General features: G+C 62.6%; 30 protein-coding genes and 1 pseudogene. 11 read left to right on the plus strand and 20 right to left on the minus strand.

The annotated features are described in order from the left end of the window. Positions 1–42: 42 nt before the first annotated feature. The 5 genes from NHG85_RS08775 to NHG85_RS08790 all read right to left on the minus strand — a co-directional run bounded on the left by NHG85_RS08775 (position 43) and on the right by NHG85_RS08790 (position 2,571). A complete protein-coding gene (locus NHG85_RS08775) occupies positions 43–549 on the minus strand; it encodes a c-type cytochrome (protein WP_253331567.1) in 507 nt (168 codons plus the stop codon). Next, positions 546–674 carry a hypothetical protein gene (locus tag NHG85_RS19700; RefSeq protein ID WP_256500261.1) on the minus strand — a complete coding sequence of 43 codons (129 nt, stop codon included), beginning with the start codon at positions 672–674 and terminating at the stop codon, positions 546–548. Before NHG85_RS19700 ends, NHG85_RS08775 begins: the two co-directional genes overlap by 4 nt. Before the next feature lie 16 nt (positions 675–690). Next, complete coding sequence (locus tag NHG85_RS08780; RefSeq protein ID WP_253331568.1) at positions 691–1,182, minus strand: DUF411 domain-containing protein; 492 nt, start codon at positions 1,180–1,182, stop codon at positions 691–693. 1 nt (position 1,183) lies between these two features. Beyond that, positions 1,184–2,131, minus strand: coding sequence for a beta propeller repeat protein (locus NHG85_RS08785; RefSeq protein WP_253331569.1), 948 nt, complete (start codon positions 2,129–2,131; stop codon positions 1,184–1,186). A gap of 98 nt (positions 2,132–2,229) precedes the next feature. Then, entirely contained in the window at positions 2,230–2,571 is a 342-nt protein-coding gene (locus NHG85_RS08790; RefSeq protein WP_253331570.1) for a hypothetical protein, read from the minus strand. A 160-nt stretch (positions 2,572–2,731) separates the two neighbouring features. Between NHG85_RS08790 and NHG85_RS08795 the strand changes: the two genes are divergently transcribed. Together NHG85_RS08795 and NHG85_RS08800 are read left to right on the plus strand one after the other, a co-directional pair. Next, positions 2,732–3,166, plus strand: coding sequence for a CBS domain-containing protein (locus NHG85_RS08795; protein WP_253331571.1), 435 nt, complete (start codon positions 2,732–2,734; stop codon positions 3,164–3,166). A 266-nt stretch (positions 3,167–3,432) separates the two neighbouring features. Then, on the plus strand, positions 3,433–5,985 hold the full coding sequence (locus NHG85_RS08800; RefSeq protein ID WP_253331572.1) for an NAD-dependent epimerase/dehydratase family protein: 2,553 nt from the start codon (positions 3,433–3,435) through the stop codon (positions 5,983–5,985). A gap of 218 nt (positions 5,986–6,203) precedes the next feature. Here NHG85_RS08800 and NHG85_RS08805 read toward each other — a convergent pair whose 3' ends face one another. The 13 genes and pseudogenes from NHG85_RS08805 to NHG85_RS08870 all read right to left on the minus strand — a co-directional run bounded on the left by NHG85_RS08805 (position 6,204) and on the right by NHG85_RS08870 (position 15,428). Next, on the minus strand, positions 6,204–7,214 hold the full coding sequence (locus NHG85_RS08805; protein ID WP_256500263.1) for a sodium:calcium antiporter: 1,011 nt from the start codon (positions 7,212–7,214) through the stop codon (positions 6,204–6,206). Beyond that, a pseudogene (locus tag NHG85_RS08810) lies at positions 7,211–7,489 on the minus strand (hypothetical protein); the annotation flags it as partial. The pseudogene NHG85_RS08810 and the gene NHG85_RS08805, both read right to left, overlap by 4 nt. A 217-nt stretch (positions 7,490–7,706) precedes the next feature. Then, complete coding sequence (locus tag NHG85_RS08815) at positions 7,707–8,024, minus strand: penicillin acylase family protein (protein ID WP_253331575.1); 318 nt, start codon at positions 8,022–8,024, stop codon at positions 7,707–7,709. Between the two features lie 24 nt (positions 8,025–8,048). Next, positions 8,049–8,216 carry a hypothetical protein gene (locus tag NHG85_RS08820; RefSeq protein ID WP_253331577.1) on the minus strand — a complete coding sequence of 56 codons (168 nt, stop codon included), beginning with the start codon at positions 8,214–8,216 and terminating at the stop codon, positions 8,049–8,051. Next, positions 8,216–9,787, minus strand: coding sequence for an apolipoprotein N-acyltransferase (lnt, locus tag NHG85_RS08825; protein WP_253331578.1), 1,572 nt, complete (start codon positions 9,785–9,787; stop codon positions 8,216–8,218). Before lnt ends, NHG85_RS08820 begins: the two co-directional genes overlap by 1 nt. Next, positions 9,784–10,257: a signal peptidase II gene (gene lspA, locus NHG85_RS08830; protein ID WP_432644201.1), complete on the minus strand. Its 474-nt coding sequence runs from the start codon at positions 10,255–10,257 to the stop codon at positions 9,784–9,786. Before lspA ends, lnt begins: the two co-directional genes overlap by 4 nt. A gap of 4 nt (positions 10,258–10,261) precedes the next feature. Beyond that, complete coding sequence (locus tag NHG85_RS08835; RefSeq protein ID WP_253331581.1) at positions 10,262–11,044, minus strand: ZIP family metal transporter; 783 nt, start codon at positions 11,042–11,044, stop codon at positions 10,262–10,264. Positions 11,045–11,066: 22 nt separating this feature from the next. Next, positions 11,067–11,525, minus strand: a complete 459-nt coding sequence (locus tag NHG85_RS08840) for a DUF411 domain-containing protein (RefSeq protein WP_099278720.1) — start codon at positions 11,523–11,525, stop codon at positions 11,067–11,069. 1,094 nt (positions 11,526–12,619) lie between these two features. Then, a complete protein-coding gene (locus NHG85_RS08850) occupies positions 12,620–13,246 on the minus strand; it encodes an SCO family protein (protein WP_253331582.1) in 627 nt (208 codons plus the stop codon). Beyond that, the gene (locus NHG85_RS08855; protein ID WP_253331583.1) at positions 13,246–13,713 is read right to left on the minus strand and encodes a copper chaperone PCu(A)C; all 468 of its coding nucleotides are present in this window, start codon (positions 13,711–13,713) and stop codon (positions 13,246–13,248) included. The genes NHG85_RS08850 and NHG85_RS08855 overlap by 1 nt, the downstream gene beginning before the upstream one ends. A gap of 28 nt (positions 13,714–13,741) precedes the next feature. After that, positions 13,742–14,401, minus strand: coding sequence for a DsbA family protein (locus tag NHG85_RS08860; RefSeq protein WP_253331584.1), 660 nt, complete (start codon positions 14,399–14,401; stop codon positions 13,742–13,744). Then, positions 14,398–14,820, minus strand: coding sequence for a disulfide bond formation protein B (locus tag NHG85_RS08865; RefSeq protein WP_253331585.1), 423 nt, complete (start codon positions 14,818–14,820; stop codon positions 14,398–14,400). Before NHG85_RS08865 ends, NHG85_RS08860 begins: the two co-directional genes overlap by 4 nt. A 5-nt stretch (positions 14,821–14,825) precedes the next feature. After that, entirely contained in the window at positions 14,826–15,428 is a 603-nt protein-coding gene (locus NHG85_RS08870) for an SCO family protein (RefSeq protein WP_253331586.1), read from the minus strand. 141 nt (positions 15,429–15,569) lie between these two features. Between NHG85_RS08870 and NHG85_RS08875 the strand changes: the two genes are divergently transcribed. The 4 genes from NHG85_RS08875 to NHG85_RS08890 all read left to right on the plus strand — a co-directional run bounded on the left by NHG85_RS08875 (position 15,570) and on the right by NHG85_RS08890 (position 18,068). After that, positions 15,570–15,998 carry a MerR family transcriptional regulator gene (locus NHG85_RS08875; RefSeq protein WP_253331588.1) on the plus strand — a complete coding sequence of 143 codons (429 nt, stop codon included), beginning with the start codon at positions 15,570–15,572 and terminating at the stop codon, positions 15,996–15,998. After that, complete coding sequence (locus NHG85_RS08880; RefSeq protein WP_253331590.1) at positions 15,965–16,321, plus strand: YnfA family protein; 357 nt, start codon at positions 15,965–15,967, stop codon at positions 16,319–16,321. Before NHG85_RS08875 ends, NHG85_RS08880 begins: the two co-directional genes overlap by 34 nt. 105 nt (positions 16,322–16,426) lie before the next feature. Beyond that, positions 16,427–17,164 (plus strand): transglutaminase-like domain-containing protein, encoded by a 738-nt coding sequence (locus NHG85_RS08885; RefSeq protein ID WP_253331601.1) that lies wholly within the window; start codon positions 16,427–16,429, stop codon positions 17,162–17,164. Further along, positions 17,154–18,068, plus strand: a complete 915-nt coding sequence (locus tag NHG85_RS08890; protein ID WP_253331591.1) for a cation diffusion facilitator family transporter — start codon at positions 17,154–17,156, stop codon at positions 18,066–18,068. The genes NHG85_RS08885 and NHG85_RS08890 overlap by 11 nt, the downstream gene beginning before the upstream one ends. A gap of 427 nt (positions 18,069–18,495) precedes the next feature. Here NHG85_RS08890 and mntR read toward each other — a convergent pair whose 3' ends face one another. Further along, positions 18,496–18,966, minus strand: coding sequence for a manganese-binding transcriptional regulator MntR (gene mntR, locus NHG85_RS08895; RefSeq protein WP_253331592.1), 471 nt, complete (start codon positions 18,964–18,966; stop codon positions 18,496–18,498). Positions 18,967–19,059: 93 nt separating this feature from the next. Between mntR and NHG85_RS08900 the strand changes: the two genes are divergently transcribed. Genes NHG85_RS08900 through phnE form a run of 4 tightly spaced genes read left to right on the plus strand, consistent with a single transcriptional unit; the run spans position 19,060 to position 23,352 of the window. Next, a complete protein-coding gene (locus tag NHG85_RS08900) occupies positions 19,060–20,940 on the plus strand; it encodes a cytochrome c peroxidase (protein ID WP_253331593.1) in 1,881 nt (626 codons plus the stop codon). Further along, positions 20,940–21,815: a phosphate/phosphite/phosphonate ABC transporter substrate-binding protein gene (locus NHG85_RS08905; protein ID WP_253331594.1), complete on the plus strand. Its 876-nt coding sequence runs from the start codon at positions 20,940–20,942 to the stop codon at positions 21,813–21,815. The genes NHG85_RS08900 and NHG85_RS08905 overlap by 1 nt, the downstream gene beginning before the upstream one ends. An 8-nt stretch (positions 21,816–21,823) precedes the next feature. Further along, positions 21,824–22,594 (plus strand): phosphonate ABC transporter ATP-binding protein, encoded by a 771-nt coding sequence (locus NHG85_RS08910; protein ID WP_253331595.1) that lies wholly within the window; start codon positions 21,824–21,826, stop codon positions 22,592–22,594. Then, positions 22,594–23,352 (plus strand): phosphonate ABC transporter, permease protein PhnE, encoded by a 759-nt coding sequence (gene phnE, locus NHG85_RS08915; protein WP_256500271.1) that lies wholly within the window; start codon positions 22,594–22,596, stop codon positions 23,350–23,352. Before NHG85_RS08910 ends, phnE begins: the two co-directional genes overlap by 1 nt. A gap of 3 nt (positions 23,353–23,355) precedes the next feature. Here phnE and NHG85_RS08920 read toward each other — a convergent pair whose 3' ends face one another. Then, on the minus strand, positions 23,356–23,808 hold the full coding sequence (locus tag NHG85_RS08920; RefSeq protein WP_253331597.1) for a L,D-transpeptidase family protein: 453 nt from the start codon (positions 23,806–23,808) through the stop codon (positions 23,356–23,358). Between the two features lie 153 nt (positions 23,809–23,961). Between NHG85_RS08920 and NHG85_RS08925 the strand changes: the two genes are divergently transcribed. Further along, positions 23,962–25,158, plus strand: a complete 1,197-nt coding sequence (locus NHG85_RS08925; protein ID WP_253331599.1) for an IS256 family transposase — start codon at positions 23,962–23,964, stop codon at positions 25,156–25,158. The last annotated feature ends 559 nt before the right edge of the window (positions 25,159–25,717 follow it).

The following is a 25,717-nucleotide window of genomic DNA, read 5'->3' on the forward strand; positions in this document are numbered from 1 at the left end:
CCCGGCCTCGGGATCGCCTGCGCGGGGCCTGTTCCGCCGTGCTCATGGCTTGCCCTCGGCCCCGGCCGAGACCTCTGCCTGAAAGCCGCGCTCGCGCTCGGACCAGCTGGTCTTGATGTAGGCCAGAACCGCCTTGATCTCGTCGTCGCTCAGCAGGCCCGCGAAGGCCGGCATGTCGCTCTCGTAGCCGGGCACCACCGCGCCGACACCATGCTTGGTGATGGTGAAGAGATCGCGGTCGGCGTGGTGCCAGGTGTGGCCGCTGTCGCCATGCGGGGGGGCGGGCATGCGCCCGTCCTCGGTCCGACGGCGCCAGTCGGGCTGGCCCTCGAGCTGCGCGCCATGGCAGGCGGCGCAGCTCTCGGCATAGATCGCGCCGCCCTGTTCGACCATGTCCCGCGTGACAGGCTCTCCGAGGACGGCGAGCCCCGCGGTTTCCGCCGGTGCCGCTCCTTCCGGGTCCTCCTCTGTCAGCCCTTGGGCCACCGCCGCGATCGCGGCGGCGCCAAGAAGGCCCGAGGCGAGACCGATGGCCAGCCCGCGTCTCATCGCGCGCTCCTGAGGAACTTGACCAGCGCCATCAGGCTCAGCACGAGCAGGGTCAGCACCAGCAGCATGACGACCCCGCCCCCGGCCATCATGGCGCCCATCATCGGTCCGTTCATCATCGACATCATGACTTCCATGCACTCATTCATCGGAGAACACCGTCACTTCGTCGCCGGCGAAGGCGTAGGTCTTGAGCGTGCCGCTCTTGCCGCCCATGCCGGGGGCGTTCATCGGCATGCCGGGCAGGGTGATGCCGGTGATCTCGGGGCGCTCGGTGGTCAGCCGCGCCACGATTTCGGCCGGGACCAGCCCGCTGACATAGTAGCCGTCGACCTGCGCGAGATGGCAACCAAGCCCCTGCTCGGGCACCCCGGCCTCGATCGAGCGCTTGTCGAAGTCGCGGTCGTCGATCCGCGTCACATGGTAGCCGTTCTCCTCCATGTAGTCGGCATAGGCGTCGCAACAGCCGCAGCCCGGGTCGCGCCAGATCGTCATCTGCCGGTCGGCGGGGACGGTGGTCTCGGCGGGCGTGACCGCCGCGCTGTCGGTTTCGGCGGTGGTAAAGGTTGCGATGCCGATGGCAGAGACGGCGGCCAGCGCGAGAGCGGTGCCGGTGAGAAGCTTGCGGTTCATGTCAGCTATCCTTGGAAAGATCGAAAGGGGACCAGGTGGTGCCGCCGTCGCACGAGACGCGCAGGCCGGCGGCATCGGCGGAGATCACATGGAGCGGATCGGCGGGGTCGACGGCGACGGCGCTGATGGGGTCGGAGGCGCTCTGCTCCCAGTTCACCCCCGCATCCATCGACAGCCACAGCCCGGAGGGCAGCGCTGCGAGAAGGCGCTGTGGTGCGTCGGGGGCAAGGGCGAGGATCTCGACGGCCTCGCCTTCGGGCAGCGAAGCGGCGGTGACGGGCGTGTCGCCTGCCACGAGCGCGTCCAGCGCGTCGCCTGCGACCACGTCCTGCCAGCGGCAGAAGCAGTCCGGCACCCGCGTCAGGCCGGCCCGCGTCCCGGCATAGAGCCAGATGCCACCCATGCCGGTCTCGTGCGCCACGGAGACGAGGCTGAGCACGTCATGCTCCTCGCCGCCGAGATAGGGGCGGTCCATCACGAAGGCCCACGTCTCGCCGCCATCCTCGCTGCGCCAGAGCCCGTCGCCTTCGAGAGCGGCATAGATGGTGTCGGGCGCCTGCGCGGCCACAGCGACCGAAAGGATTGCCGCGCCGGGCAGCCCGGCATCGGCCTGTGCCCAGCTTTGGCCGCCGTCATCGCTGCGACGCAGGGCGCCGTCGCGCCATCCGGCGAGGATCGTGCCCGGGCGGTCGGGATGCGTGGCGATGGCGGAGAGGCCCGCCGGAGCGTCGAGCCGGGTCCACGCATCGCCCTCGTGGCGCAGTAGGCCGTCCGGCGTGGCGGCAAGGAGGGCAGTTCTGTCGAAAGCCAGGGCGGTGACGGCGTCCGGAGGGGCGCTCCGGGGGGCTGAGCGGGCGAGGCCCGGGGCGAGCATCGTCATGCCCATCGCGGCGAGGCCGGAGGACAGGACGCGACGGCGCGACAGCGCACGTGCGAAATGAGTGGTCATGGAGAATATCCCGAGAAGGAGAAGGTCGGTTCAGCGTCCGCCTGCCGAGATCGGGCGGGCATGACGAAACCGGGCCGTCACCTGCGCGGTGCGGCCGGTCAGCTCAGGATGGTGACTCGTGGTGGCGCGGGGTCGAAGCCCGGCTGGCGTGTTCGAACCGCCGCGTCCGCGGGCCAATCACGAGCGGTCGCGGCGAGAGCCTGCGGCAGCGCTGCCATGGACGTCTCCGGGGACAGCAGCGGCGCGGTGCAGTCGAGGTCGCAAACCACCTGTTCGCCCGCATCCGGCGCACAGGCTGGGCAGAGATCGTCCTGCTGTTCCACGGTGCTGGACGCCGCCATGTCGATCGACATTCGGGCGCCGGCAACGTCATGCACCAGCACGCCGACCAGAAGGGTCAGCGACAGGCAGAACGTGGCAAGGCGAACCCAGAGGCGCATGGCAACGATCTAAGAACGGACGCGCCGCCTGTCTACCGGGCGAAGGGGAAATTCGCTCACGAAACCGTCACCTTGCGGATCGCTGCCGAGGCGCGCGCGAAGCGGGAACGCGGCAATGGGGCTGCTCGTTTTCATCCCGCACTCAACAGAGGAGCGAAACATGCAAGTTCAGGACATCATGACCAGCAATCCCGTCTGTTGCGGCGGGAACACCACCATCCAGGAAGCCGCGAAGCTGATGGCCGAACGCTCCATCGGGGCGCTTCCGGTGCTCAACGACGCGGGCGAGCCGATGGGCATCGTGACGGATCGCGACATCTGCTGCGGCGCCGTTGCCGAAGGCAAGTCCGGCGATACGGCCGTCTCCGAGGTCATGTCGACGGATGTGCTGACCACCTCGCCCGAGGAGGACGTCTCCTCCTGCTGCAACAAGATGGAAGAGCGCCAGGTGCGCCGCGCCGTCGTGACCGACGGCGAGGGCAAGTGCTGCGGGATGGTGGCGCAGGCCGACGTGGCGCGTGAGGCGCAGGGCGCGGAAACCGCGGATCTCGTCCAGAAGGTCTCGCAACCGGAAGGCCGTTCGGGCTGCTGCTGACGAGAGGGGTGGAGCGCTGCGAGGCGCTCCGCCCTTTTTTCTGTCTCGGCGGCGATGTCTGGACCCATCGTCCATGCCGAAGGTTGAGGGACAGCAGGCCCTTACGAGTATCGGCGCGGCCACAGCACAGGAGACATAGATGATGGACGGCGGAATGATGGGCGGAGGAATGATGTTCGGCATGGGGATCTGGGGTCTCCTGATCCTCGTGCTGGTGATCCTCGCGATCGTGGCGCTGGTGAAGTATCTGCGCAAATAGGTGAGGAATGACGGAGACACCGGACAAGCCCGTCGTCCTCGTCACCGGCTCCAGCGGCTATCTTGGCGGAGCGGTCGTGCGACGCCTGCATCAGAGTTACCGCGTTGTCGGGCTTGACCGCCATTCGCCACCACACCCGCCTCACCAAGCGGAATGTGTCTGTTTCGATATTACCGATCAGGAAAGCGTAGACAAAGCTCTGGCGAGGGTGCGGCTTGCCTATGGCGATCGCATTGCCGCGTGTATTCATCTCGCGGCCTATTTCGATCTGACGGGTGAGGACAGCCCCGCATATGACGCCGTGACGGTGGAGGGGACGAAGCGGCTGCTGAAGGGATTGCAGGAGTTCCAGCTCGAGCAGTTCGTCTTTGCCTCCACCATGCTCGCGCATGCGCCGACTTCGCCGGGGCAGCCAATCGATGAAGACGCGCCGTTCGATGCGAAGCTTCCCTACCGTGCCTCGAAGGTGCGCACCGAGGCGATGTTGAGACAGGAGAGGGGCGAAGAAAAGCTCGTCCTGATGCGCCCTGCCGGCATCTACGACGACCAAGGGCATTCCACGTTCCTGGCTCACCAGATCGCGCGCATTTACGAGAAGCGCTTCAGCGGCAAAGTTTACCCGGGCGATCTCTCACGCGGACAGGCCTTTCTGCATCTCGAAGACCTGCTGGATGCGATCGAACGCATCGTGGATCGTCGGGTGGACCTCCCGGATGTGCTTCCGGTCCTGTTGGGCGAAGCCGAACCCATTCCCTTCGGAGAGTTGCAGCGCCTGATCGGGCACGAGTTGCATGGAGAGGATTGGATCACCTGGAACATCCCGCCGAAACTCGCCAAGATCGGCGCTTGGGGAGAGAACCGGATCTTCGGCGAGGACGCCTTTATCCGAGCTTGGATGGTGGACATATCCTCCGATCACTACGAGCTGGACCTTTCGACCGCCCGGGAGCAGTTGGGCTGGCAGCCGCAGCACGGCCTGCGGGAAGACATGCCGCGCATCCTGCGAAATCTGAAGGATGATCCCTATCACTGGTATTCGGAAAACGGGCTGAATGCCGCGCGGGTTTCCGCGACCAAGGTCGTGCAGGCGAATGCCGAGCAGCTCAGCGAGGACGACAGCCCCGCCGAAGCGGACTCGGCCGCGCGCGGGCACGACAACCACATGCGGATGATGCATTTCCAGATGCTCTGGGTGCATTGGCTGGTGGCCGGGCTGGGTCTTTGGTTGGCCACTGCGCCTTCTGTTTTCGGCACCTTCGACCAGACCGAGTTCAGCGCTGCCGTGCAGCGCGTCACCGAAGATCGTGGACTTTGGGCCGCGGCAACGCGCAGCTGGTTGACGGCCTGGAATGACGTTTTCACAGGACTGGTTATCACTGCCCTGGCGCTGATCTCGATGCGGCCTGGCAACGGTTGGGCGCAATGGGCCAACGCCGCGCTGGGGGTCTGGCTGTTGGCGGCGCCTTTGGTCTTCTGGACGCCGGACCCGGCGGTTTATGCGAACGACACGTTGATCGGCGCGCTCGTCATCGCGCTGACCATCCTGATCCCGATGATGCCCGGCATGTCGCGCGAGGGCATGATGGATGAAGGCGATATACCGCCGGGCTGGACCTACTGTCCGTCCACCTACGTGCAACGACTGCCGATCATCGCGCTCGGGGTAATAGGCTTTCTTCTGTCGCGCATCCTGTCTGCCTACCAGCTGGGTCATGTCGGCGGCATCTGGGAGCCATTCTTCTCCTCTCCCTCGGCTCTGAACGGCAGCGAATATATCGTCACCTCCGACGTCTCCAAGGCTTGGCCGGTGGCCGACGGAGGGCTGGGCGCCATGAGCTACATGTTCGAAATCCTGATGGGGGTGATGGGCAGTCGAAAGCGGTGGCGCACGATGCCATGGATGGTCGCGCTCTTCGGCATCGTCGTCGGTCCGTTGGGGATCGTGAGCATCTACTTCATCATCATTCAGCCGATCACGATTGGCACCTATTGCACGATCTGCCTGTTGGCGGCGGCGGCGATGCTGATCATGATCCCGTTCTCGCTCGACGAGGTCGTGGCAATGATCCAGTTCATGATCTGGAATACGCGGCGCGGCCGCCCCTTTGGGCGTGCCTTCTTCCAAGGCGATGCGTTGCCGGGGTCGACAAGCGGCGGTTCGATGAGCTTCGATGCCGTGCCTACGAAGCTGTTTCGGCAAAGCGCGCGCGGTGTCACCGTTCCATGGACCCTTGGCCTCAGCGCCGCCCTCGGCGCCTTCCTGATGCTGTCACGCGCCATCTTCGGCAACGAGATGCCCTTGGCGGGCAGTGATCATCTGGTAGGCGCGCTGGTCCTGACGACCGCCGTGATCGCGTGGGCCGAGGTCGCGCGACCGCTGCGTTTCCTCAATCTGGGCTTCGGACTGTGGCTCGTGATCGCGCCTTGGTTGCTGGGGGGCGGCACCGTCCCGGGAAGCCTCGTTGGCATCCTGGCCGGCTTGGCACTGATCGTTCTCAGCCTGCCTCGGGGCCGGCGTAGCGCGGAGCATTACGGCAGCTGGGACAGATACGTGGTCTGAAACTCGCGGCGATCCCTGCGCGCCGGACCGAGATGCGGTCCAGTTGACGAGGCAGATTTCTCAGCGCCTTGGGTCGGCGTTCAGTCTGTTGGCGGCCCTGTTCCGCGAGGCGGTCGCGCAGGAGTAGCCGGTAGTCAGTCCAGCAGGGCGTCCAGGACAGGGCACTCCGGGACCTCGGTTCCGCTGCATTGAGCGGGCGCGGTGCGACGATGAGAGCCTCACCCGCCCGTGCCGAAGGGCTGCACCCAGACCACCAGAAGGACAAGGTAGAGCGCGAAGACGACTGGCAGGGTGAGGACCTGCCAGAGCCGGAAGCCCTTGCGCCCCCACCAGATGAAGGCGGCGTAAAGCGCGGGCATCAGGGCCACGAAGCTCAGCGTGACCCAGAACAGCTGGAAATCATCGATCGTCATCCCGACGATCGTCAGCGGAATGAAGGCCAAGGTCATGGTCACGGCATGATCGCCGATGACGCTGGTCACGCCCGAAGTGACCTGGCCGCTGCGGGCGACATACCAGGTCGCGAAGATTTCCGGCAGTGCCGCCACGGGAGCGGTGATGAAGAGGCCGCCGATGATCTTGGACAGCCCGAACGCGGCCACGATCTTCTCGGTGGAGAAGACGGTGAAGTAGGCGCCAATGGCCAGGGACGCGACACCGGCCGCCGCCAGCCGCTTCTCCTTTGAACTCCACTCGACCTCTTCGCCGTCGCCGCGTCCGCGCAACAGAGCCTGCGTGACATAGGCAAGATAGCCCAGCAGCAGGAGCCAGCCGTCGAGGGGCTGGAGGCCACGCCAGGGCGCGGGCAGCGTCAGCAGGGCGAAGAGTGCGATGATCCCCAGATAGGGCAGGGCCTGCATCGTGACGGCCCGGCGATCCACCTCCAGGAGATGCGCCCGCCGATGCTCGGCGTGATTGTCATGCCCCTCGATGCGCTTCCTGCGCGTCGCGGCGTAGGCCGTCACCACCATCAGGGGAATGGCGAGCACGTTCGACCCCAGTAGCGCGCCCAGGCCGATATCGCCGACACCGCGCAGGGCGCTCGTGGTGTTGATGCCGACTTCCGGAGAGGCCGCGGCGAGGCCGACGAAAGCACCGCCGGCGGCCACCGAGAAGCCCCATTGCTTGCGCAGCTTCTTCAAAGGCTCCGCCAGATGCTCCGCGCCCCAATGCGCGGCCCAGACGGCAGCCAACAGCACCGGTATCCAGATCAGAAGACTGCCGCTCATACCATGTCCCGTGCTTCCCGGGAGGCAACGCCCTCGGGGCCGCGAGCGGTTCCGCCGGTTCTGGATGTCTCTCGATCAGGACGGTCTACAACGACGCTCTTCTTGTCCGGCCGGAAGAACAGCAGCCGAAGCGCATTCAGAGTCACGAGCACGGTCGCGCCCGTATCGGCGAGAATGGCGATCCACAGGCCGGTGATCCCGAGGACCGTGGTCACGAGAAAGACCAGCTTCAGGCCGAGAGCGATGATGATGTTCAGACGGATGTTTGCCATGGTGCCAATGCAGTCAGGCTGGACTTTGGCGAGGCGGTAAACAATTCAAGTGTCATCGGTCGCATGGGGCATCCACACATGACGGACGTGACCCCGTGATCATTCTCTCATCCGCGATCAATCGTTCGGGTGAGCCTCTGCCGCGCCCGCCTTCGAACACTAGCCCAAGCCGCGCGTTGACACCGGCGGAATATACTTCGAGTGCGTCGGATGGCGGAGATTAAATCTCGCCCATCTGCTCAAGTGGCAACAGGGCTTGTGCTGCGCGCCTTGTTTTCAACAACTGACCAAGCCTATCTTGCGTGTAAATGAAGCCGAGCGCGAAATAGGCTTCCGCAGCGGAGCCTGTGGAAATGTGCGGTATGGCTGAAGCATCCCGCAGGATATCGACCGGGCCTTCTATACCCTCAACGCTAAAGTCCTCCTCATACTTAGGAACGGAGGCGCGCAGCAGAAAGTAGGCGACACCGGAAACGACCAAGCCTGCTGCGCAAGCCGCCAAGAACGAGCGAAATAATATGTTGAACAGTCGTCTCAATTCGTTGCCGGTGCCAAAGTAATCTCAGGACGTGATGCGCAAGAGAATCACCGAGGTGAAAAAAGCGATTAGACCAAAAGCAATACCGAAGCTTGTCGCGTATTGAAGTATATCCAGGCGGTTCCCTTCCCGCCGTGGCGCCAGATAGCCATCCCAGAGCGCCCCTCCGACAAAGCCTGCGAGCACCAGCATCACGATTCCTCCGATCTTGAGTATTTTGTATTCGAACGTCGTTTGGTCAATCTGACGGCAAAGATCAGGGCCCAGGCCGCACAGATGAGCGCCAGCGATGTCCAATCGCCGAAACGTGCGTAAGGCGTGGGCGCTAGCGCTGTCGGCAGGTTGGCATCTATGACCCCTGTTTGCCCGGTGTCGAGGCGCGCGACGATCTCTCCGTTGGCGTCGATGATCGCGGATATCCCGGTGTTGGCCGCGCGGACCACGGGAAGACCTTCCTCAACCGCGCGCATGCGTGCGGATGCAAGGTGTTGCTCGGGCCCGATGCTGGTTCCGAACCAGGCATCATTTGTGGCGTTGAATATCCAATCGGGACGGAAAAGATCATCGACCACATGGCCCGGAAAAATGATCTCGTAACAGATTGCCACCGCGACCGGAGGAGCACCCGGGATCGCCAGCGTGCGTGGCTCTGGTCCTGGCGTGAAATCGCCCAAACCTTCGGTCAGCCGCTCGATCGGCAGCCAGCCTCTCAGGGGCACATATTCCCCGAACGGAACAAGATGATGTTTTGCATATCCCGTCAGAATTTCGCCGCTGCCGTCATAGGCCTGAACCGTGTTGAAATATCGGGTTCCCCCATCGCCCTCTAGGCGGTCAGGCACACCTGTCAAAAGGATCCTGCCGTCTAGCAAAACCGTGGATAACCGCGTGCGCGCCGCAGCGTCCTCGTCCAAAAAACCGGGAAAGGCCGTTTCCGGCCACAGCAGCAGATCAAAACGTCCGGGTGGCGCGGACAAGCGCAGGTATTTTTCCAACGTGCTTTCTCGGCTGCCCGGCGCCCACTTCTCGACTTGAGGCACATTGCCTTGCACAACGCGCAAAGCAATGTCCGTCGGCGGCACGTCCTGCCTCAATCGAAGCACACCGCCACCCCCGAGACCTGTCACCGCAACGCCGAAGAGTGCGAGAACGAACGCGCGTTTTTTTGGCGCGTCCACAAGCAAAACACCCGGCAATATGCCGATGAAGACTGTGAGAAAGCTCAGACCGTAGCTTCCGACCCAAGCAGCGGGTTGGCGCAAGGCGGCATGATCGAGAAGGGCATAAGCGGCAAGGTTCCAGGGAAACCCCGTCAGGACATGACCACGCAGCCATTCTGCGGCAACCCAGCAGGTTGCAAGCAGAAGGCCTGCCGAAATGCCGCTTACAGCACGGCGCTGCATGATGGCGGCAAATAACATCGCCGCAATAGCCGGGAAAATGGCCAATCCGGCGGACAGTCCCGCGACTGCGGGGATCGCCAGGGCGCCGAAACGCTCGGAATCGACGTAAAAGCTCTCGGCGATCCAAGAAATTCCAAACCCGAATTGGCCCATTCCGAAGACCCAGCCGATGAAGAAGGCAGGCGTTGTCGAAACCTGCCGGAGCACGAGAAAGAGTGCTGAGAAGGCGACCGGAACAACGATGAGCCATGAGAACGGTGGAAGGGTCAGAACCGTCAGACCGCCCGCCGCAAAGCTAATCCCGGACCGCAGGGGAATGTTACGGCCCCGACCAGTCAGTGATGGCAAGCCCGTAATCATGGGCCATTCTGAAACTTGGCGCTCAACCAAAGCGCTATCAGCAGCAGGCCCACGCCGCCGACCACGAAAACATCCGCCATGTTGAAGGCGGGCCAATGCGTGGATCTGACGTAGAAATCGAGGAAGTCCGTCACACCCCGAAACCGGATGCGGTCCATAACGTTGCCGAGCGCGCCACCGATAATCGCACCATAGGCGATAGCCTCAACCGGGTTGGCAGTGCGCACCCACATGACCGTCAACCAGCCGCAGATAGCGAGGGCCAACGCCGCAAGGCTCCACCATGGCGCTCCACCAAATAGTCCGAATGTCACGCCATCGTTGCGCAGGTAGATGAGATTGAATCCGGGAAAGACCGGAATTCCGGCGCTCAAATCCGCCGCATTGGCGACGACAATTGCTTTTGCCACCTGATCGACAATAAAAGCAGTTCCAGCCGCAATGAAACCTGGGAAAAGGGACTGTTTCATCTCATCATCCCAGCCATACATCGAGGAACAACATGATCACGAGGCCGACCGCAAGACCGAAAGTCGCCCTGTTTTGATGGCCGGAACGGTGGGTCTCCGGAATGATTTCGTGACTGATGACGTAGAGCATCGCCCCGGCAGCGAAGGCGAGGCCCCAAGGCAACAGCGGCTGCGAGATGCTGATGATGCCAGCGCCAAGAAGCCCGCCTACCGGCTCGACAAGACCTGTCAGTGCGGCAATCCCCCACGCGCGGCGCCTAGAATATCCTTCACCAAGCAATGAGACCGCTACGGCGAGACCCTCGGGAGCGTTTTGTAGCCCTATGCCGATCGCAAGCGGCAAGCCGCCAGAGAAACCGTCAGCGCCGAACCCGACACCAACGGCAAGACCTTCGGGAAAATTGTGGATCGTGATCGCGAAAATGAAGAGCCAGACACGGCGCAGCGAAGCAGCGTCGGGACCTTCCCGCCCCGTCTTGAAATGTTCATGCGGCAGCCTTTCGTTCATCAGAGCGACCGCGCCCATGCCAAGCAGGATCGCAACACAAACGATGGCCGCGGGGAGTGCACCGTTGTCGAACTGTCCTTCGGCTGCGTCGAGAGCCGGGATGATCAGCGAGAAGAACGAGGCTGCGAGCATGACACCTGCGGCGAAGCCAAGCAGAAGATCGCGCGTGGCTCGGGAGGGGATGCGCCCAAAGAGAACGGGGACCGCCCCGACGGCTGTCAGCGATCCGGCGGCCAGGCTTCCAAGAAAGCCGAGGGCTATTGGGAAGGAACTTTCCATGCGCTGAGGTCTCGTCGATACGTCAGTCAGAGGCCGAGTAACTGCTAAAGACCTCGGTCGACCCGTCGCCGCGGATCAGGAACACGTCATAGGCCTCGCGATCGTCTTCCGGTCCCATGCCGGGCGAGCCATAGGGCATCCCTGGCACCGCCAGCCCCACTGCATCCGGGCGCTCGTCCAACAGGCGCTGGATGTCGGACGCCGGTACGTGGCCTTCGATCACGTAACCGTCGACCAAAGCCGTATGGCAGGACACCATGCGCTGCGGCACGCCATTGTCGACTTTGAAACGTACGAGAAGTCCCCCGAACATGTCCTCGCCCTTCGGCGCAAAGCCGTTTTCCTCAAGGTGCTTCATCCAGGACAGGCAACACCCGCAGCCGCTGGTTTTGCGGACATCGATCGGGATCGCCTCGGCGAAAGCTTGTGCCGCAGGCAGCAAAGCGAACGCGACCGCAAGGGCGGGAGCTAGTCGTTTCATAGAATAAAGCCTTTCGAGTTGTTGTTTGCACAAGTTCGCTGGTGAGACGTTCAGCCAAGAGCGGGCGCGCCTCACTCGGTCGCTCAAGTGCGGTCGTGTCGTCTGTCTCACGCTCGGCCGCCTCTGTAACCCGGTCGCCTGAAAGCGGGTCGGTGGGACGACCGTCCATGAACACTTCATAAGGCAGGTTGGGCCGGTTGCAGTTGCGGTCGCATCAACGCGACCGATCACATGGCCGGCCATCACGCGCTGCCCTTGTTCGTGATCGTCCGGCACCTCGCAGGGATGGGCAGGGCTTGTAAGCGCGTCGAAGCCATGCGCCATCCCAACCACCCGACCATACCCACCGCGACGGCCGATGAAGCGTTCCTGTCTTGCGCCTCGTGCCAAAGGAACCGCAGCAACTCGCCGCCGGAGAGTTCGCTTCGAAAATCCTCGTACCGCCCAGCATTCGCGCCAAGTCGCCCGAGAAGCGTGCAGGGGGGCTTGCCTTGTCAAGCGTATCGAGAGCAGAACTTTCGATCACTGCCTCGCTTGCGAAAATTACCATCTCGGGGTCTGGCCCCAATACGCCGATGACAAGATCCCTACCCAGGATCGTTTCGATCTGCACCCCGTCGTCGACGGCCAGTTCCACGCGCCTTGGGTTCCCCTCCGCTTTTGAGATCACGGCGACCGCATGCCATGGGCGCAGTCGGCGGGGATCATATTCCACACCAAGTGCCAGGGCGATCTCTGCGCGGGCAGGTGCAGGAATGCCAGCGTCCGCTAGGACCACATCCAGTATCTCGCCCGACGCGATCTCATGCGTCCAAACGATTAAAGGCAGCTCTATCTCGGGCAACGAGGTTTCGGCGAAGGCAGGCTGCAATAGAGTGATAGGTCGAATTGGGCACCCCCCATCGGCTTGTGGTGCTTTAGGCAGCGTCACAACGTGGTCGACAAGTTGCGGTACCGAGAGCGGATCGGGGGTCCAAAGCGTTGTTTCGGCAATTGCTGGGGCATCGGTTCTTTCGACAGAACTCCAGAGATGGCGATGGTAGTCACCGAACATGCGCCTGCGACCGCCACGGTCCTCAAAACAGCTCGCTTCTTCATGTTGCCCCCTCTACGTCCTCTGGCAGTGCGCGCCGGATCTTCGGCACTGCGAATTCTCGTGGCTCGTGATAGTCGATCATGGTGACGTGCTCACCCTCGGCATCGAACAGGAACACGCTTGCCGTATGGTTCATTGTGTAACCCCCGCCCTTGGTTGGGACGCGCTCGTATAAGGCACGAAATCCTTCTGCAGCGCGGGCAATTTGGTCTTCCGGCCCCGTCCAGCCGCGGATGGCCGGATGAAAATAGCCGACGTATTCGGCCATGGCCTCGACCGTGTCCCGCTCCGGATCGACCGTGATGAAGGCCACGTTCATCTGCGCGGCCGCGTCTCCGAGATCGTCAAGCCAGCCGGAGATATCCGACAGAGTCGTTGGGCAGACGTCTGGACAGTAGGTGAACCCGAAGAACACCATGGTCGGGCGGCCGATCAGGGTGTCTGGGCCCACTTCATTGCCTTCATGATCGGTCAGACGGAAGTCCATTGCCGACAGGGCTAGGGGCCGTTGGCCAGCTGGTTTCGAGGCACCGGGTCCGTCCACGCGCCACCATCCGACACCAAGCATCAGTCCGAGAGCGCCTGCACCCGCTGCACCGTATCGAAGCAAATGCCGACGCTGCATCAGCCCTCCGGCCCGCGCGCGGCAATGTCCAGGATCGGGACGTCGACAGTCACTTCGTCGCCGTCCGAGAAGGTCAGTGTCAGCGGGAAAGTCTCGCCTTCGGTCATCGGGTTGTGCAAGTTCATCAGCATGACGTGTAGCCCGCCTGGCTCCAATGCTAGGCTTTCGCCCGCTTCAATCGTGATCTCTCCAGCAGGCGTCATTGAACTTACGCCATCGGCATTGCTTTTCGTCTCATGGATTTCGGGCATCATGGCCAAAGGTGTTGTAAGCCCGGTCAACGTGACCGCGTCTTCCCCCGTGTTGCGCACGATCATATAGGCGGCACCCGGACGGCTCGCGCCGATGGAGGCGCGGGACCACGCGTTCTCGACATTCACATCTTCCGAGCCGGAAATTGCCGGGGCCGACAAGCCCGCGAGCACAAAAATAACGGCCAATCCTTTGACGTATGGTCGCTTTTTCATGACAATTCTTCCTGTATCTGTCCGCGCATCAACTTTGGCTGGCCGCAACTTCCGCAGCCACCAGTCGCCGCAGTTCGGCCTCACCGAACGGGTCTAGCGGCTTGGCGTTCACGAAGAACGTGGGCGTTTGCCGCACGCCAACCGTTTCGACATCAGCGCGGTCATGGTTGAGCACTGCCACGACACCGGGGGCCAGCATTTGTGTCCGGGCTGCTTCGACATCCAGACCTCCGCTTGCAGCAATCTCAAGGATCAAGCCAGGTGCAGGGGTCCCATGGGATGCCCACCGGGGCTGCTCTCGCAAGACCGCTTCGAGCACCGGTTCGAACACGTCCTGCATCCGCGCAGCTTCGAGCACACGGATCGCTTCCACCGAAGCTTCACCGTGAAAAGGCGTGTATCGGATCACGACACGCACCGCATCTCCGTGTTCAGCCATGATATCCTTGACTACGGGATGGAACGCGCGGCAGGCCTCGCAAGCTGGATCGAAGAATTCGACGATCGTGACCGGCGCGGTCTCGGGTCCGAGGATCGGGGAATAGGGCCGGATCAGCACGTCGTTCACCTCAGGTGCGAGGGGTCCTGCCTCGGCCACGGGTTGGGGGCGGGTGGCATACCAGGCCGCGCCGCCGAAGCCTGCGGCACCAATGCCGAGAACGGACAAAAGGAGGCCGCGTCGATTCATGTTTGCTTTTCCTTGAGTGAAAGAGCTGACAGCAGCCCGATTAGCGCAAAGGCGACAAGCGCCATCAGTGGAATCGGTATGCCGAAGAGCAGCTGGTTATCGTCGGTGCAAGAGGGGCCGGTCGCCATGCAAGGCTGGATACGCTCGGGGATCAGGCCGACATAGAGGCCCATATGCCAAAACGCGAAGGCGGCACCACCCAAGGCCAACGCGACTCCGTATCGGCCCACGCGCGGGTCCTGCCACCACAATCCGAGCCCCAGAACGATGGCCAAGGGGAACATGAAGGCTCGTTGGAACCAGCAGAGCACGCAAGGCGCTTGTCCGAGCACTTCGCCGACAAAGAGCACGGCGAGAGATGAGGTGAACGCAATGATCCACGCCAGGCCAAGAGCCGTTTCTCCGGAAAGTCGGGTCATGGCGATCAGATCCTCTTTCTCAGATCGGCAAGGATCTCTTCGGCCGGGGTGCCGTAGGACCAGGAGTCGACAAAGCCCGCCTGTGGATCAAAAAGGAACAGGTGAGATGTATGCCCCATTGTATAACCATCCGGCGCGCTGGCTTCCTCGATCCGCTCGAAATAAATTGGAAAGGTCTCGGCTGTCTCTGCGATCTGCTTTGATGTGCCTGTGAGCCCGATAATGCCCGAGTCAAAGCGCGGAACGAAGTCGGCGAGAGCCATTGGAGTATCCCGCTCGGGATCAATCGATATGAAGATCGGTTGCACTTTTTCGGCATCCTCGCCCAGGCCATCCACGACGGCAGCTACTTCCGCGAGCGTCGTCGGACAGACATCGGGACAGTTGGCAAACCCGAAGAACACCAACATCCAGCGCCCCGCGAAATCCTCCTCGGTACGGATCATGCCTTGGTGATCAGTCAGCTCGAACTCCGCGACAAACGCTGGATCGTCAGTGTTCTGGGCGCGGTCGGCGCGGTAGTCCCACCACAGCAACAGCCAGATGAAAGCGAACACAGCCACGCCCGCTAAGACCCATAATACCCGCCGAAGACCTGAAAGCTTCACGTCGCTCCGCCCATTGTCGATTCTAACTTTGCTGCGTGTTTAGCTCCTCTAGTCACTGTAGGTTCAAGGGATATTTCACCGGAACTTGTGCGGCATAGCGCTTAACTCTACACACACTGTAGGTAAGGCGGAGAGGTGGATATGCTGACGATCGGTTATCTGGCGAAGAAGACGGGCACGAAGGTGCAGACCATCCGCTATTACGAGCAGATCGGCCTGATGCCCGAACCGGGGCGGACCGATGGTGGACAGCGCCGCTATGGAAATGCCGAGCTCGACCGCCTGTCTTTCATCCGTCATGCCCGGCAGCTTGGCTTCTCGCTCGATGCGATCCGTGAACTGCTCGACCTCAGTGATCATCCCGCCCGGTCCTGCGAGGAGGCGGATGCCATTGCCCGGCGCCAGCTCAAGCAGGTCGAGCAGCGCATGGCGCGGCTCGAGGTGCTGCGGCTGGAGCTGGAACGCATGATCGAGGAATGCAGCGGCGGGCGAGCGGCGGATTGCCGCGTGCTCGAGGTGCTGCGCGATCACTCGGAATGCCTGACGGACCACGAGGGCATCGGCACTTGAACGCCGTCATCGCCTATCCGCTGGCCGCGATCGCCGAGATCGCGGGATGCTTTGCCGTCTGGGCTTGGTGGCGGCTTGGCGCCTCGCCGCTTTGGCTCTTACCCGGCATGGTTTCATTGGCACTGTTCGGATGGCTACTCGCGCAGGTCGAAACGTCCACGGCGGGGCGTGCCTTTGCGGCCTATGGCGGTGTCTACATCGCCGCCTCGGTGCTCTGGATGTGGCTGGCCGAAGGGCATCGTCCCGATCGGTGGGATCTCGTCGGGACGATGGTGAGCCTGACGGGCGCAATGATCATTCTCGCGGCGCCACGCGGCACGTGAGCGGAAACGCTTGAAGTTACAGTCACTGTAGGGACTATCTCTCTTCCCGACGATTCGTGGAGAGAGTTCGTGCAAACTTCCCCCTGCCTGACGGCAACCACCCCGATGTTGGATTTCAAGGTGCCAGCCATCGCCGCCCTGATCGAGACGCGGGGCTGGTCACGTTTGCCGCGAGCCGATCGGATCGGCGCCATCTACGATTTCGTGCGCGACGACATTCCCTTTGGCTACAACCGGGCGGATGACATCTCGGCCAGCGACGTGCTGCGGGACGGCTATGGTCAGTGCAACACCAAGGCCACCCTGTTGATGGCGCTCCTGCGCGGCGTGGGGGTGCCATGCAGGCTGCACGGGTTCACGATACACAAGGCGCTTCAGCGCGGCGTGGTGCCGGAGGCGGCCTATCCGTGGGCTCCGGCGGAAATACTGCATTCCTGGGTCGAGGTCGAACTGGATGGTGACTGGCTGAACCTCGAAGGGTTCATTCTCGACAGCCCATATCTTCAGGCGATCCAAGCCGCTTTCCCGGACCGGGAAAGCCTGTGCGGTTATGGTGTCGGCACGGATCGCCTTGACGCGCCGCAGGTCGGGTGGACCGGTGAGGATACCTACATCCAGAAGACCGGGATTGCCCGTGATCTCGGAACCTTCGCTTCACCCGACGATTTTCTCGAGAACCGAAAACAGGCGATCAGTCGCTTCAAGGAGCAGCTGTATCGCCATGCGATCCGCCATTGGATGAACGCGCGGGTGCGCAAGATCCGGAATGGTGATGTCCCTCCGGTGCCTGGACTGGGTGCCCGGAGGAAAGGTCTACCGAAGGAGCATGGACATGCCGCATGACCACAGCCACGCGCATCTCGATCCCGAATCCGGGGATAGGCGTGTTTCCATAGCGATATGGGCCAATGCTCTGCTGACCGTGGCGCAGATCGTCGGCGGCATATTCGCCGGCAGTCTCGCGCTGATCGCGGATGCGCTGCACAACTTCTCGGACATGGCCTCGCTCGTCATCGCCTTCGTCGCCCGCAAGATCGCGCGTCGGCCCGCGGATTCGACGATGACCTTCGGCTATGGGCGGATCGAGATCGTGGCCGCCCTCATCAACTACACGACGCTCATTCTCGTCGGCTTCTACCTGATCTACGAAGGCGGCATGCGAATGATCGATCCACCCGAGGTGCGCGGCTGGACGGTCGTCATCCTTGGCGGGATCGCTTTGGTCATCGATGCGCTGACCGCGGGCCTTACCTATTCGATGCAGAAGGGCAGCGTGAACATCCGGGCACTGTTTCTGCACAATCTTTCGGATGCGCTCGCCTCCGTGGCTGTCATCATCGGTGGCACGCTGATTCTCCTATACGACCTGCGCTGGGTCGACCCCGCCATCACCATCGGGATCGCGTTCTATATCCTTTACTTGGCACTGACCGAAATTAGCGGGCCGATCCGGACCCTGATGCTCGGCAGTCCGCCTGATATCGACAGTGACGCCGTCGTTCAGGCAATGCGGGACGCCGATGGCGTTCGGGATGTCCACCATGTGCATCTTTGGCAAATGCAGGAGCATGAGGTCGCTCTCGATTGCCACGTGGTGCTGGACGATCAGGGCTGGGCGCGCATCGAGAGCGTGAAAGCCGACATCAAGTCCCGATTGAAGGACGGCTTCGGTATCGCCCATTCAAGTCTGGAGTTCGAGCACGAAGGAAATGCCCACCAGAACGCCGAGTTGTATGGGCACGGGTAGGCGAAGTCGGCCTGCCCTCGAAATGGGCCGACCAACTGCTGGTCGACCCGATGCTTCGGATTCCAGAGACGCGCCTTTCAAGCGGCCTTGCCGCCGACCTGCTTGGCAAAGCAGTCCTCGTGGCCGCAACATTATCGCGGCATGAACCACGTCAGACTTCCGGGGGGCTGGTTTGCTTCAGCCACGTGGCCATGCTCGATGTTTCGACAGCAGCGTAGTGCTCGCCTCCGCTGAAGGGACAATGCCGACAGGCTCGACCGGGCGGCGGTTGATGAGCCGGTCGACCCATTCAAGGATCGCGCATGTCATCTCTCCGGAGCTCCGCCACGATCCTTCGTAAGCAACGACTTTGGACTTGGAGAACGCATGGATTTCTCAGTTCTCCGCAGACGTCCATTGGTCGCCGGCAAAAGTCGAAACCGCGAGGTCAATGCTTTTCATGAGCGCGCGTCACCACCGCCTCGAAGGCTTCCAGAGTGGTTTCGCTGACGTGGTGTTCGATCCCTTCGGCGTCCCGTTCCGCCGTTTCCTCATCGATCCCAAGGCTCAGGAGAAACGCCACCACGATACGGTGACGCCTACGGCAGGCCTCTGCCAGTTTCTGTCCCTCAGGGGTGAGAAAAATGGCTCTATACCTCTCGCGGGAAACGAGGCCTGCCTCCTTTAGTCTTGAGATGTTCTTGGTGACCGTGGGGGGTTTCACACCCAGGCGCTCGGCGATGTCCACCGGCCTCGCTTCGCCCTGAATCTCGATCAGCTCGGCGATCAATTCGACATAGTCTTCGGCCATTTCGCTCTCATGCGCCTGGCGCACGGTCGCGAAGCCTTCCGCCTGCGCCTTGGCATCCCTGTCGCTCGCGTCGGACGCCTCACGTCTATGTATCTGCAACTTCGTCATGCCAGGACATTGCCGCGATCTGGCGGGAATGACAACTTGTTAGCACTATCTATATATGTTAGCATAGGCTAACTTTTGAGACCGGAGAACGCTGTGACCTCGAGATTTCCTGCATTGTTGCTTGCCGCTTTTGCAGGGGCGCTTGCCCTCTCTGGCTCTGCTTTGGCGACTCCTGCCAAGGAAGCGCCCTGGCTTCCCGAAGCGGCCGCCTATCGGCTGACACTCTTCCTCGGAAATCTCGAGCCGTTGCCCTGGGACGACGTAGAGGCCGCTTGGTCTGAACCCCACCGCAACTCGGATTTCTCGTTCGGCGCGCTGGCGCGTCTGGATGAAGATAGCGACGTGAAGCCTGACACGCTCATGGATGCTATCTCGAGCGAGGACCGGCATGCGGTCTTCGCCGAGGCGACGCGATTGATCGCGCTTAGGCTCGAAGAAGAGCTGGATCGGGCCATTGCGGCCGAAAGCCCGGCGACCGCGCAGCGGGCCGTGCGCGAAGCCCGTGAACTTTACCGCGCCTTCGCGGACGGCATCGCCGCCGCCGATCCCGAAGCTTCGAGGCGTATCGGCCGCGCATGGCTGGAACTCGCCAGCAGCGCGGGTTCTCCCGGTCTCCTTGGCGCAGGCACGACACCTACCTCCACCGAAGCAATGGCAACCGCGCGCGCAGTCATCTCGGACTATCTCGCCGACAACTATCTCCTCGACACTTTCACGACGCGGCGGACGCTGAGCGCTCTACCGGAAACAGCGGTGCTGAGTGGCCGCTCCGTCGAAGTGCCGCCAAGCCTGCCGCCCGGCTCGGATATTTTCGATCAGGACCCGCTGCCGCTGCTTGTGCTCAACTTCGAGGAGCAGGGCATAGATGAAACGGACCTCCCACTCGTCGCCTATGGCGACATGCTGTTCGACAGCGCGCAGATCTTCGGCAGTCCCGCGCGTGATATCGGAATCGCCTGTTCGACCTGTCACAACCGCTCGGACGTGAACCAGCGCCTCTTCATCCCCGGCGCCAGCCACCAGCCCGGTGCGATCGACGTGGATGGCGCATTCTTCAATCCCATCTTCAACGACCGGCGCGACGACCCGATTGATATTCCGAGCCTGCGCGGACTGCGCTTCACCGGACCCTATGGCCGCGATGGCCGCTTCGCTTCCCTGCGCGATTTCAGCCGCAACGTGATCGTCAACGAGTTCGGCGGCGAGGAGCCGACGCCCTTCATGCTGGACGCGCTGGTCGCCTATATGCTCGAATTCGACTTTCTGCCCAACGCCATGCTGACAGCCGATGGTAGGCTTACCAGTGCCGCGCCAGAGGCCGCCCGACGCGGCGAGGCGATCTTCAACCGTCCCTTCGCAGGCCTCGGCGACCGTTCCTGCGCCAGTTGTCATGTCCCGGACGCGAACTTCCTGGATCGTCAGGCACACGACATCAGCTCAGTCGCGCAGGTCTATGAAGGCGCTCGTGCCGGTGCACTGGATACCCCAACGCTGCTCGGCACCGTCTATACAGCACCCTATTTCCACGACGGATCGCTGCCGACACTGGCGGCTGTCGTGGACTGGTTCGACGAGACGAAATCGCTTGGGCTGACCGAGGCGGATCGTGACGACCTCACGGCCTATCTGGAAGCTGTGGGCGCGGCGGATGAGCCTTATGAGGCCTTCGGCAGCGAAAACACAGCCTTCCGGCTGGCATTTTCCGAGCTCACGACGTTTGCCTCGACACTCGACACGCTGATCCCACAACGGGATGCGGAGCATATCCTGCTGCTGGTCGACACTGTCGCGGCGGATCTCGCGGCCGACGCCGGCACCATGTCAAACCTTGCCGCCCGCCCCGATGTCTACGCGCTGGCCAAGGGGCTGGAAGAAGTCGGCGCTGCGGTGCGCGACGAGGACTGGGCGGCCGCGGAAGCAAGCTGGAGCGCGTTCAAGTCCGACGCCAACGCGATTGACGAAAGGGCCTTCTGATGGCGACGAAACTGAACCGCAGAGCCGTTCTGGCCATGGCTGGAGCAAGCACAGTGCTTCTGGGGGCGCCCCTTGCCGCGCAAGATGATACGTTACGCCTTGCCTTCATTCCGCAGGAAAATCCCGACAAGCTGCTGGGGGATATCGAGGCCATCACAGGCTGGCTGTCCGAGCAGATCGGCGTGCCTGTCGAGGGCTTCGTCACCATCGACCATGCCGCCGCGGTCGAGGCGTTGAGGAACGGTGACGCGGATATCTCCTTCATGGGGGCGCTGCCCTTTGTTCTGGCCGAGGCCGAGATCGACGCGATCCCGCTCCTGTCCGAGGTCTACCGCGGTGATCCGAGTTACACCGGCCGCGTTTTCGTTCGCCGCGACGCCGGCATCCAGTCGCTCGCCGACCTGCGTGGTAGGGACATCGCCTTCGCCGATCCGATATCGGAGTCGGGCTATCTTTACCCGCTTGCCGAGTTCGAGCGCGCGGGGCTGATCGACCGCCCGGAGGCCGCCGACGCGTTCTTCGGACGGGTCTTCTTCGCGGGTGGCTATCAACAGGCAATGCAGGCGATGGCCGAGGGGCTGGTTGCGGCGGCAGGCGCCAGTCAGTATGCCGATCTCCTGCTCACGCCGGAGCAGCAGTCGCAGGTGACCTGGATCGCGGAGAGCGATGCCATTCCCAGCCACGTGGTGATCGCTCGGCCAGGGCTGGACGTTGGCCTGCGCACGCGGTTCGTCGATGCCATGATGATGCTGAACAAGCCAGAGCACCGCGACAAACTGCGCTTTCTCTATGGGCCAGATGGATACGTCAGAGCCGATCCCGCCGCCTACGAAGGTGTGCGCGACTTGGCGAGGCGATACGGACTATTGAAATGAGCCCGGCCGTGCAGATCGACGACCTGAGCTTTGCTCATCCGGGTTCGGATCTTCCGGCTCTGGAAAGGATTTCTCTGCTCGTTCCCACGGGGGAAAGCGTCGCTCTGCTCGGTCCCTCTGGTGCGGGTAAGACGACGCTCCTGGCACTGCTCGACGGTAGGCTCCGGGGCTGGCAAGGGCGAACTTCGGTCTTGGGAGCGTCGCTCGATCCCGATCGACCGCCTCTGCGCGCGCGACGCCCCGACACAGGCTTCGTGTTCCAGGAATTCGCCCTGGTCGAACGGTCCACGGTCCTACGCAACGTTCTCAATGGCCGCTTGGGACGCATGTCGCCCTTGCGCGCCTTGATGGGATCGTCGACTTCGCATGATCTGGAAACTGCGCTGGCCGCGCTCGCCGACTGCGGCATCGCCGATCTCGCCGAGCGCAGAGTCGACAGTCTCAGCGGCGGACAGCGGCAGCGCGTTGCCATCGCACGCTGTCTGGCGCAGGAGCCGCGACTGATCCTTGCAGACGAGCCGGTAAGCAGTCTTGACCCCGCCCGGGCAGCCGAGATTCTGACGCTGCTGACAGGCGCGGCACGAGCGCGCGGCGCAACGGCGATGTTCTCGTCGCATCAGCCCGATCTGGCGCGGCGTTTCGCGCAACGCATCGTAGGTATAAGCGGTGGGCGGGTCGTCTTCGATGTCCCGACCTCCGACCTGAGCGAGGAGGCGACTGCGAACCTATACCGGGACACAGAGCGGATGCCCGGTGTCGGTCTGCGAGCGGTGTCCTGATGCGGTTTCGCGGGTTCGGCGGTTTCGCGGCCAGCACATTGGTCGCCGGTGCAATTCTGTGGTCTTTCATGACGACCGACGTCGAGTTCTCGCGTCTCCTGTCGGCCGGGCCCCGGATCGCAGAATTTCTCGGCCGGATGTTTCCCCCTGATCCGACCGTGATGAGGGAGATCATGAAGGGCGGCGCCGAAACGCTCAGGATCGCGATCCTTGGCTCTCTGGGAGCGGTGGTCCTGTCGGCCCCGCTCGGTATTCTTGCGTCCGAAACGATGGTGTCTCCGCCGCTCTATCGAACGGTTCGAACACTTCTCGCCTTCATCAGGGCGATACCTCTGATTCTTGTGGCGATGCTCATGGTTGGCGCCGTCGGCCTCGGCCCGCTGCCCGGCATCATCGCCGTTGCCTTTCATGCGACCGGAATGCTCGCCAAGTTCTATGCCGAAGCGATTGACGGTGTTTCCCGTGCGCCCATCGCGGCGCTCGAAAGCGCGGGCGCTGGACCGCTGGCGCGTCTTCGGCACGCGATCTGGCCCCAAATGGCGCCGGTTATTGCTCGTGACACGATTTTCCGGTTCGAGCTCAACCTGCGCGAGTCGCTGATCCTCGGCATCGTCGGTGCAGGCGGGATCGGCTTCTACATCCAGACCTACGTGCGCTCTTTTCAATACGACAAGGCTGCCAGTGTGACGCTCGCAGTCATCGTCATGGTCGTTGCCATCGAGGCCATCAACGTCGCGCTGCGCCGTCGCTTTGCCTGATCGTCAGGCGTAGATATCGATGGGCGTCCCATTCCGCACCATGGCGTAGATCTCTTCGATCTGACGGTCCGACACCGAGATGCAGCCTGCCGTCCAATCGGGGACATCCATGGGATCGACCCCGGGTCTCGGGCCGCCATGGATGAAAATGTCCTTTCCGGGAGGTCGGCCAAGCGCTTCCGCAAACGCGATGTCGGCCTCATTGGGATAGGAAATGCCGATGGGCCAATCAGGATTGGCGCGCGACACAGATGGGGTTGCCGCTTGTCGATCGCAACGGCTCCAAGGTCGTTTTCCCCGGCCCACTATGCTCATACCAATAGCAAGTATCTTCAGGAAGAAGGCGCGCCGTGATGCGGTTCTGGTCAGGCGCGGTGAGGACAGCGACAGCTTCTGGAACACTGCCGATCTTCGACTAATCATTGTCTTCCATTGCAGGCGCAGCACAACCTGCAAGGGCCAGTGGATCGTGTCCCAACGCTTGGTGTAAGAGGCCGCGGGCGGAGTGCTTGGCGCAGCGCAGCGCGTGGCCGGGTGTGACGCTGGCGGTCACCGTCGATCTTCGGAGTAGGTTCGGGTTGGGCAACCTTGAACCAGATGGAGACGACGATGACCGACGACAGAATGGCTCTGCTCGAGCTGGTTGAAAAGCAGGCTGATGGAGATCTGGTCCGCGAGATGCTGGCTTTCGCGGCCGAGCGGATCATGGAAGCAGAGGTCGAGGCGAGAACCGGCGCCGCCAAAGGCGCGCGTTCGCCGCTGCGCGAGGTTCATCGAAACGGCTACCGCGACCGGGACTGGGACACGCGCGCTGGTCGGATTTCTCTGGAGATCCCGAAGCTGCGCAAGGGCAGCTATCTGCCCAGCTTCCTTGAGCCTCGCCGCACGGCCGAGAAGGCGCTCGTGGCTGTGATCCAAGAGGCTTACGTCCAAGGCATTTCCACCCGCTCGGTCGACAATCTGGTGAAGGCTATGGGGGCCGGTGGCATGTCGAAGAGCCAAGTCAGTCGCCTTTGCGCCGAGATCGATGAGCGGGTGAACGCGTTCCTGGATCGGCCGCTGGAGGGGAGCTGGCCATACCTCTGGCTCGATGCGACCTATCTGAAAGTCCGTGACGGCGGGCGGATCGTCAGCCGTGCCGTGATAGTGGCCGTGGCGGTCAATGAGGATGGCAAGCGCGAGGTGCTTGGCGTCGCCACGGGCCTCTCCGAAGCAGAGACTTTCTGGATCGGCTTCCTGCGCAGCCTTGCCGACCGCGGCCTGCGGGGCGTGAGACTGGTGATCTCCGACGATCACAAGGGGCTCCGGGCCGCCGCGCGGCGGGTCTTTAATGCGACCCACCAACGGTGCCGGGTTCACTGGATGAGGAACGCGCTGGCCCATGCCCCGGCCAAGCAGCGCACGGCCGTGGCCGCGATGCTGAAGACGATCTTCGCCCAGGACAACAAGGCCGATGCCGAAGCCCAGTGGGAGGTGGTTGCCGACGCGCTGCGTGAGAAGCAGGCGACACTCGGCGCCCTGATGGACGCTTCCCGTGATGATGTGCTCGCCTACATGAATTTCCCCCGCGAGCACTGGCCCCAGATCGCGTCGACGAACCCACTTGAGCGGGTGAACCGCGAAATAAAGAGAAGGTCCGATGTCATCGGCATCTTTCCCAACGACGAGGCCATTGTTCGGCTCGTTGGCGCATTGATGCTGGAGACCAATGACGAGTGGACCGTCGCGCGCCGCTATATGAGCCTTGAATCCCTGGCACGCGTCATCGACAATCCCGACATCAGGTTGCCCGCCGTGGCGTCCTGATCAGGCTTGGACCTCTCCGAAGGTCGGCGCTCTTACACCAGTCGGTGGGACACTATCGGCCAGTGTTGTTACCATGATCACCGCGGGCCGTTGAAGCATGTCCATTTCACCCTTTTGGCAGGTGAGCCCCATTATCTGACGATAGCGGCGCGTTTGAAGTTTCCGCCGGTCGGTTTCCCTGCTGAGCGAAAATACTGTTTTACCCCTTGAAGCTCTAGTTGCTGAAGGGGCTATTCCGATGGGGAATGAACGAATCCCGAGGTCAATCCATGTCTTCTGATGGCCACCGCGATGATCGCGCCCACGACGACTCAAGCGAACATGAACATTCTCATCGAGAGGGTAGCGCGTGTTGCGGTGTTCGCACCAACACGGGATCGGCACATCCCATTCCCCCGAACGGACGAAGTTTCCAGGTCTCTGGTCTGGACTGTGCAGAAGAGGTGGCGATCCTGAACAGGGTTGTTGGTCCGAAGGTCGGCGGGACTGAGCATCTGGCGTTCGATGTCATAAACGGACGAATGACGATCCTCGACACCGCTGACAGAATTTCGGACGA

Source organism: Limimaricola litoreus (assembly GCF_024159025.1).
GTDB lineage: Bacteria > Pseudomonadota > Alphaproteobacteria > Rhodobacterales > Rhodobacteraceae > Limimaricola > Limimaricola litoreus.

Coding starts and splice junctions, on each gene's coding strand:
- NHG85_RS08775 (WP_253331567.1), bottom strand. CDS start 549: ATGAGACGCGGGCTGGCCATCGGTCTCGCCTCGGGCCTTCTTGGCGCC.
- NHG85_RS19700 (WP_256500261.1), bottom strand. CDS start 674: ATGTCGATGATGAACGGACCGATGATGGGCGCCATGATGGCCGGGGGC.
- NHG85_RS08780 (WP_253331568.1), bottom strand. CDS start 1,182: ATGAACCGCAAGCTTCTCACCGGCACCGCTCTCGCGCTGGCCGCCGTC.
- NHG85_RS08785 (WP_253331569.1), bottom strand. CDS start 2,131: ATGACCACTCATTTCGCACGTGCGCTGTCGCGCCGTCGCGTCCTGTCC.
- NHG85_RS08790 (WP_253331570.1), bottom strand. CDS start 2,571: ATGCGCCTCTGGGTTCGCCTTGCCACGTTCTGCCTGTCGCTGACCCTT.
- NHG85_RS08795 (WP_253331571.1), top strand. CDS start 2,732: ATGCAAGTTCAGGACATCATGACCAGCAATCCCGTCTGTTGCGGCGGG.
- NHG85_RS08800 (WP_253331572.1), top strand. CDS start 3,433: ATGACGGAGACACCGGACAAGCCCGTCGTCCTCGTCACCGGCTCCAGC.
- NHG85_RS08805 (WP_256500263.1), bottom strand. CDS start 7,214: ATGAGCGGCAGTCTTCTGATCTGGATACCGGTGCTGTTGGCTGCCGTC.
- NHG85_RS08820 (WP_253331577.1), bottom strand. CDS start 8,216: ATGCTGGTGCTCGCAGGCTTTGTCGGAGGGGCGCTCTGGGATGGCTAT.
- lnt (WP_253331578.1), bottom strand. CDS start 9,787: ATGATTACGGGCTTGCCATCACTGACTGGTCGGGGCCGTAACATTCCC.
- lspA (WP_432644201.1), bottom strand. CDS start 10,257: ATGAAACAGTCCCTTTTCCCAGGTTTCATTGCGGCTGGAACTGCTTTT.
- NHG85_RS08835 (WP_253331581.1), bottom strand. CDS start 11,044: ATGGAAAGTTCCTTCCCAATAGCCCTCGGCTTTCTTGGAAGCCTGGCC.
- NHG85_RS08840 (WP_099278720.1), bottom strand. CDS start 11,525: ATGAAACGACTAGCTCCCGCCCTTGCGGTCGCGTTCGCTTTGCTGCCT.
- NHG85_RS08850 (WP_253331582.1), bottom strand. CDS start 13,246: ATGCAGCGTCGGCATTTGCTTCGATACGGTGCAGCGGGTGCAGGCGCT.
- NHG85_RS08855 (WP_253331583.1), bottom strand. CDS start 13,713: ATGAAAAAGCGACCATACGTCAAAGGATTGGCCGTTATTTTTGTGCTC.
- NHG85_RS08860 (WP_253331584.1), bottom strand. CDS start 14,401: ATGAATCGACGCGGCCTCCTTTTGTCCGTTCTCGGCATTGGTGCCGCA.
- NHG85_RS08865 (WP_253331585.1), bottom strand. CDS start 14,820: ATGACCCGACTTTCCGGAGAAACGGCTCTTGGCCTGGCGTGGATCATT.
- NHG85_RS08875 (WP_253331588.1), top strand. CDS start 15,570: ATGCTGACGATCGGTTATCTGGCGAAGAAGACGGGCACGAAGGTGCAG.
- NHG85_RS08880 (WP_253331590.1), top strand. CDS start 15,965: ATGCCTGACGGACCACGAGGGCATCGGCACTTGAACGCCGTCATCGCC.
- NHG85_RS08885 (WP_253331601.1), top strand. CDS start 16,427: ATGTTGGATTTCAAGGTGCCAGCCATCGCCGCCCTGATCGAGACGCGG.
- NHG85_RS08890 (WP_253331591.1), top strand. CDS start 17,154: ATGCCGCATGACCACAGCCACGCGCATCTCGATCCCGAATCCGGGGAT.
- mntR (WP_253331592.1), bottom strand. CDS start 18,966: ATGACGAAGTTGCAGATACATAGACGTGAGGCGTCCGACGCGAGCGAC.
- NHG85_RS08905 (WP_253331594.1), top strand. CDS start 20,940: ATGGCGACGAAACTGAACCGCAGAGCCGTTCTGGCCATGGCTGGAGCA.
- phnE (WP_256500271.1), top strand. CDS start 22,594: ATGCGGTTTCGCGGGTTCGGCGGTTTCGCGGCCAGCACATTGGTCGCC.
- NHG85_RS08925 (WP_253331599.1), top strand. CDS start 23,962: ATGACCGACGACAGAATGGCTCTGCTCGAGCTGGTTGAAAAGCAGGCT.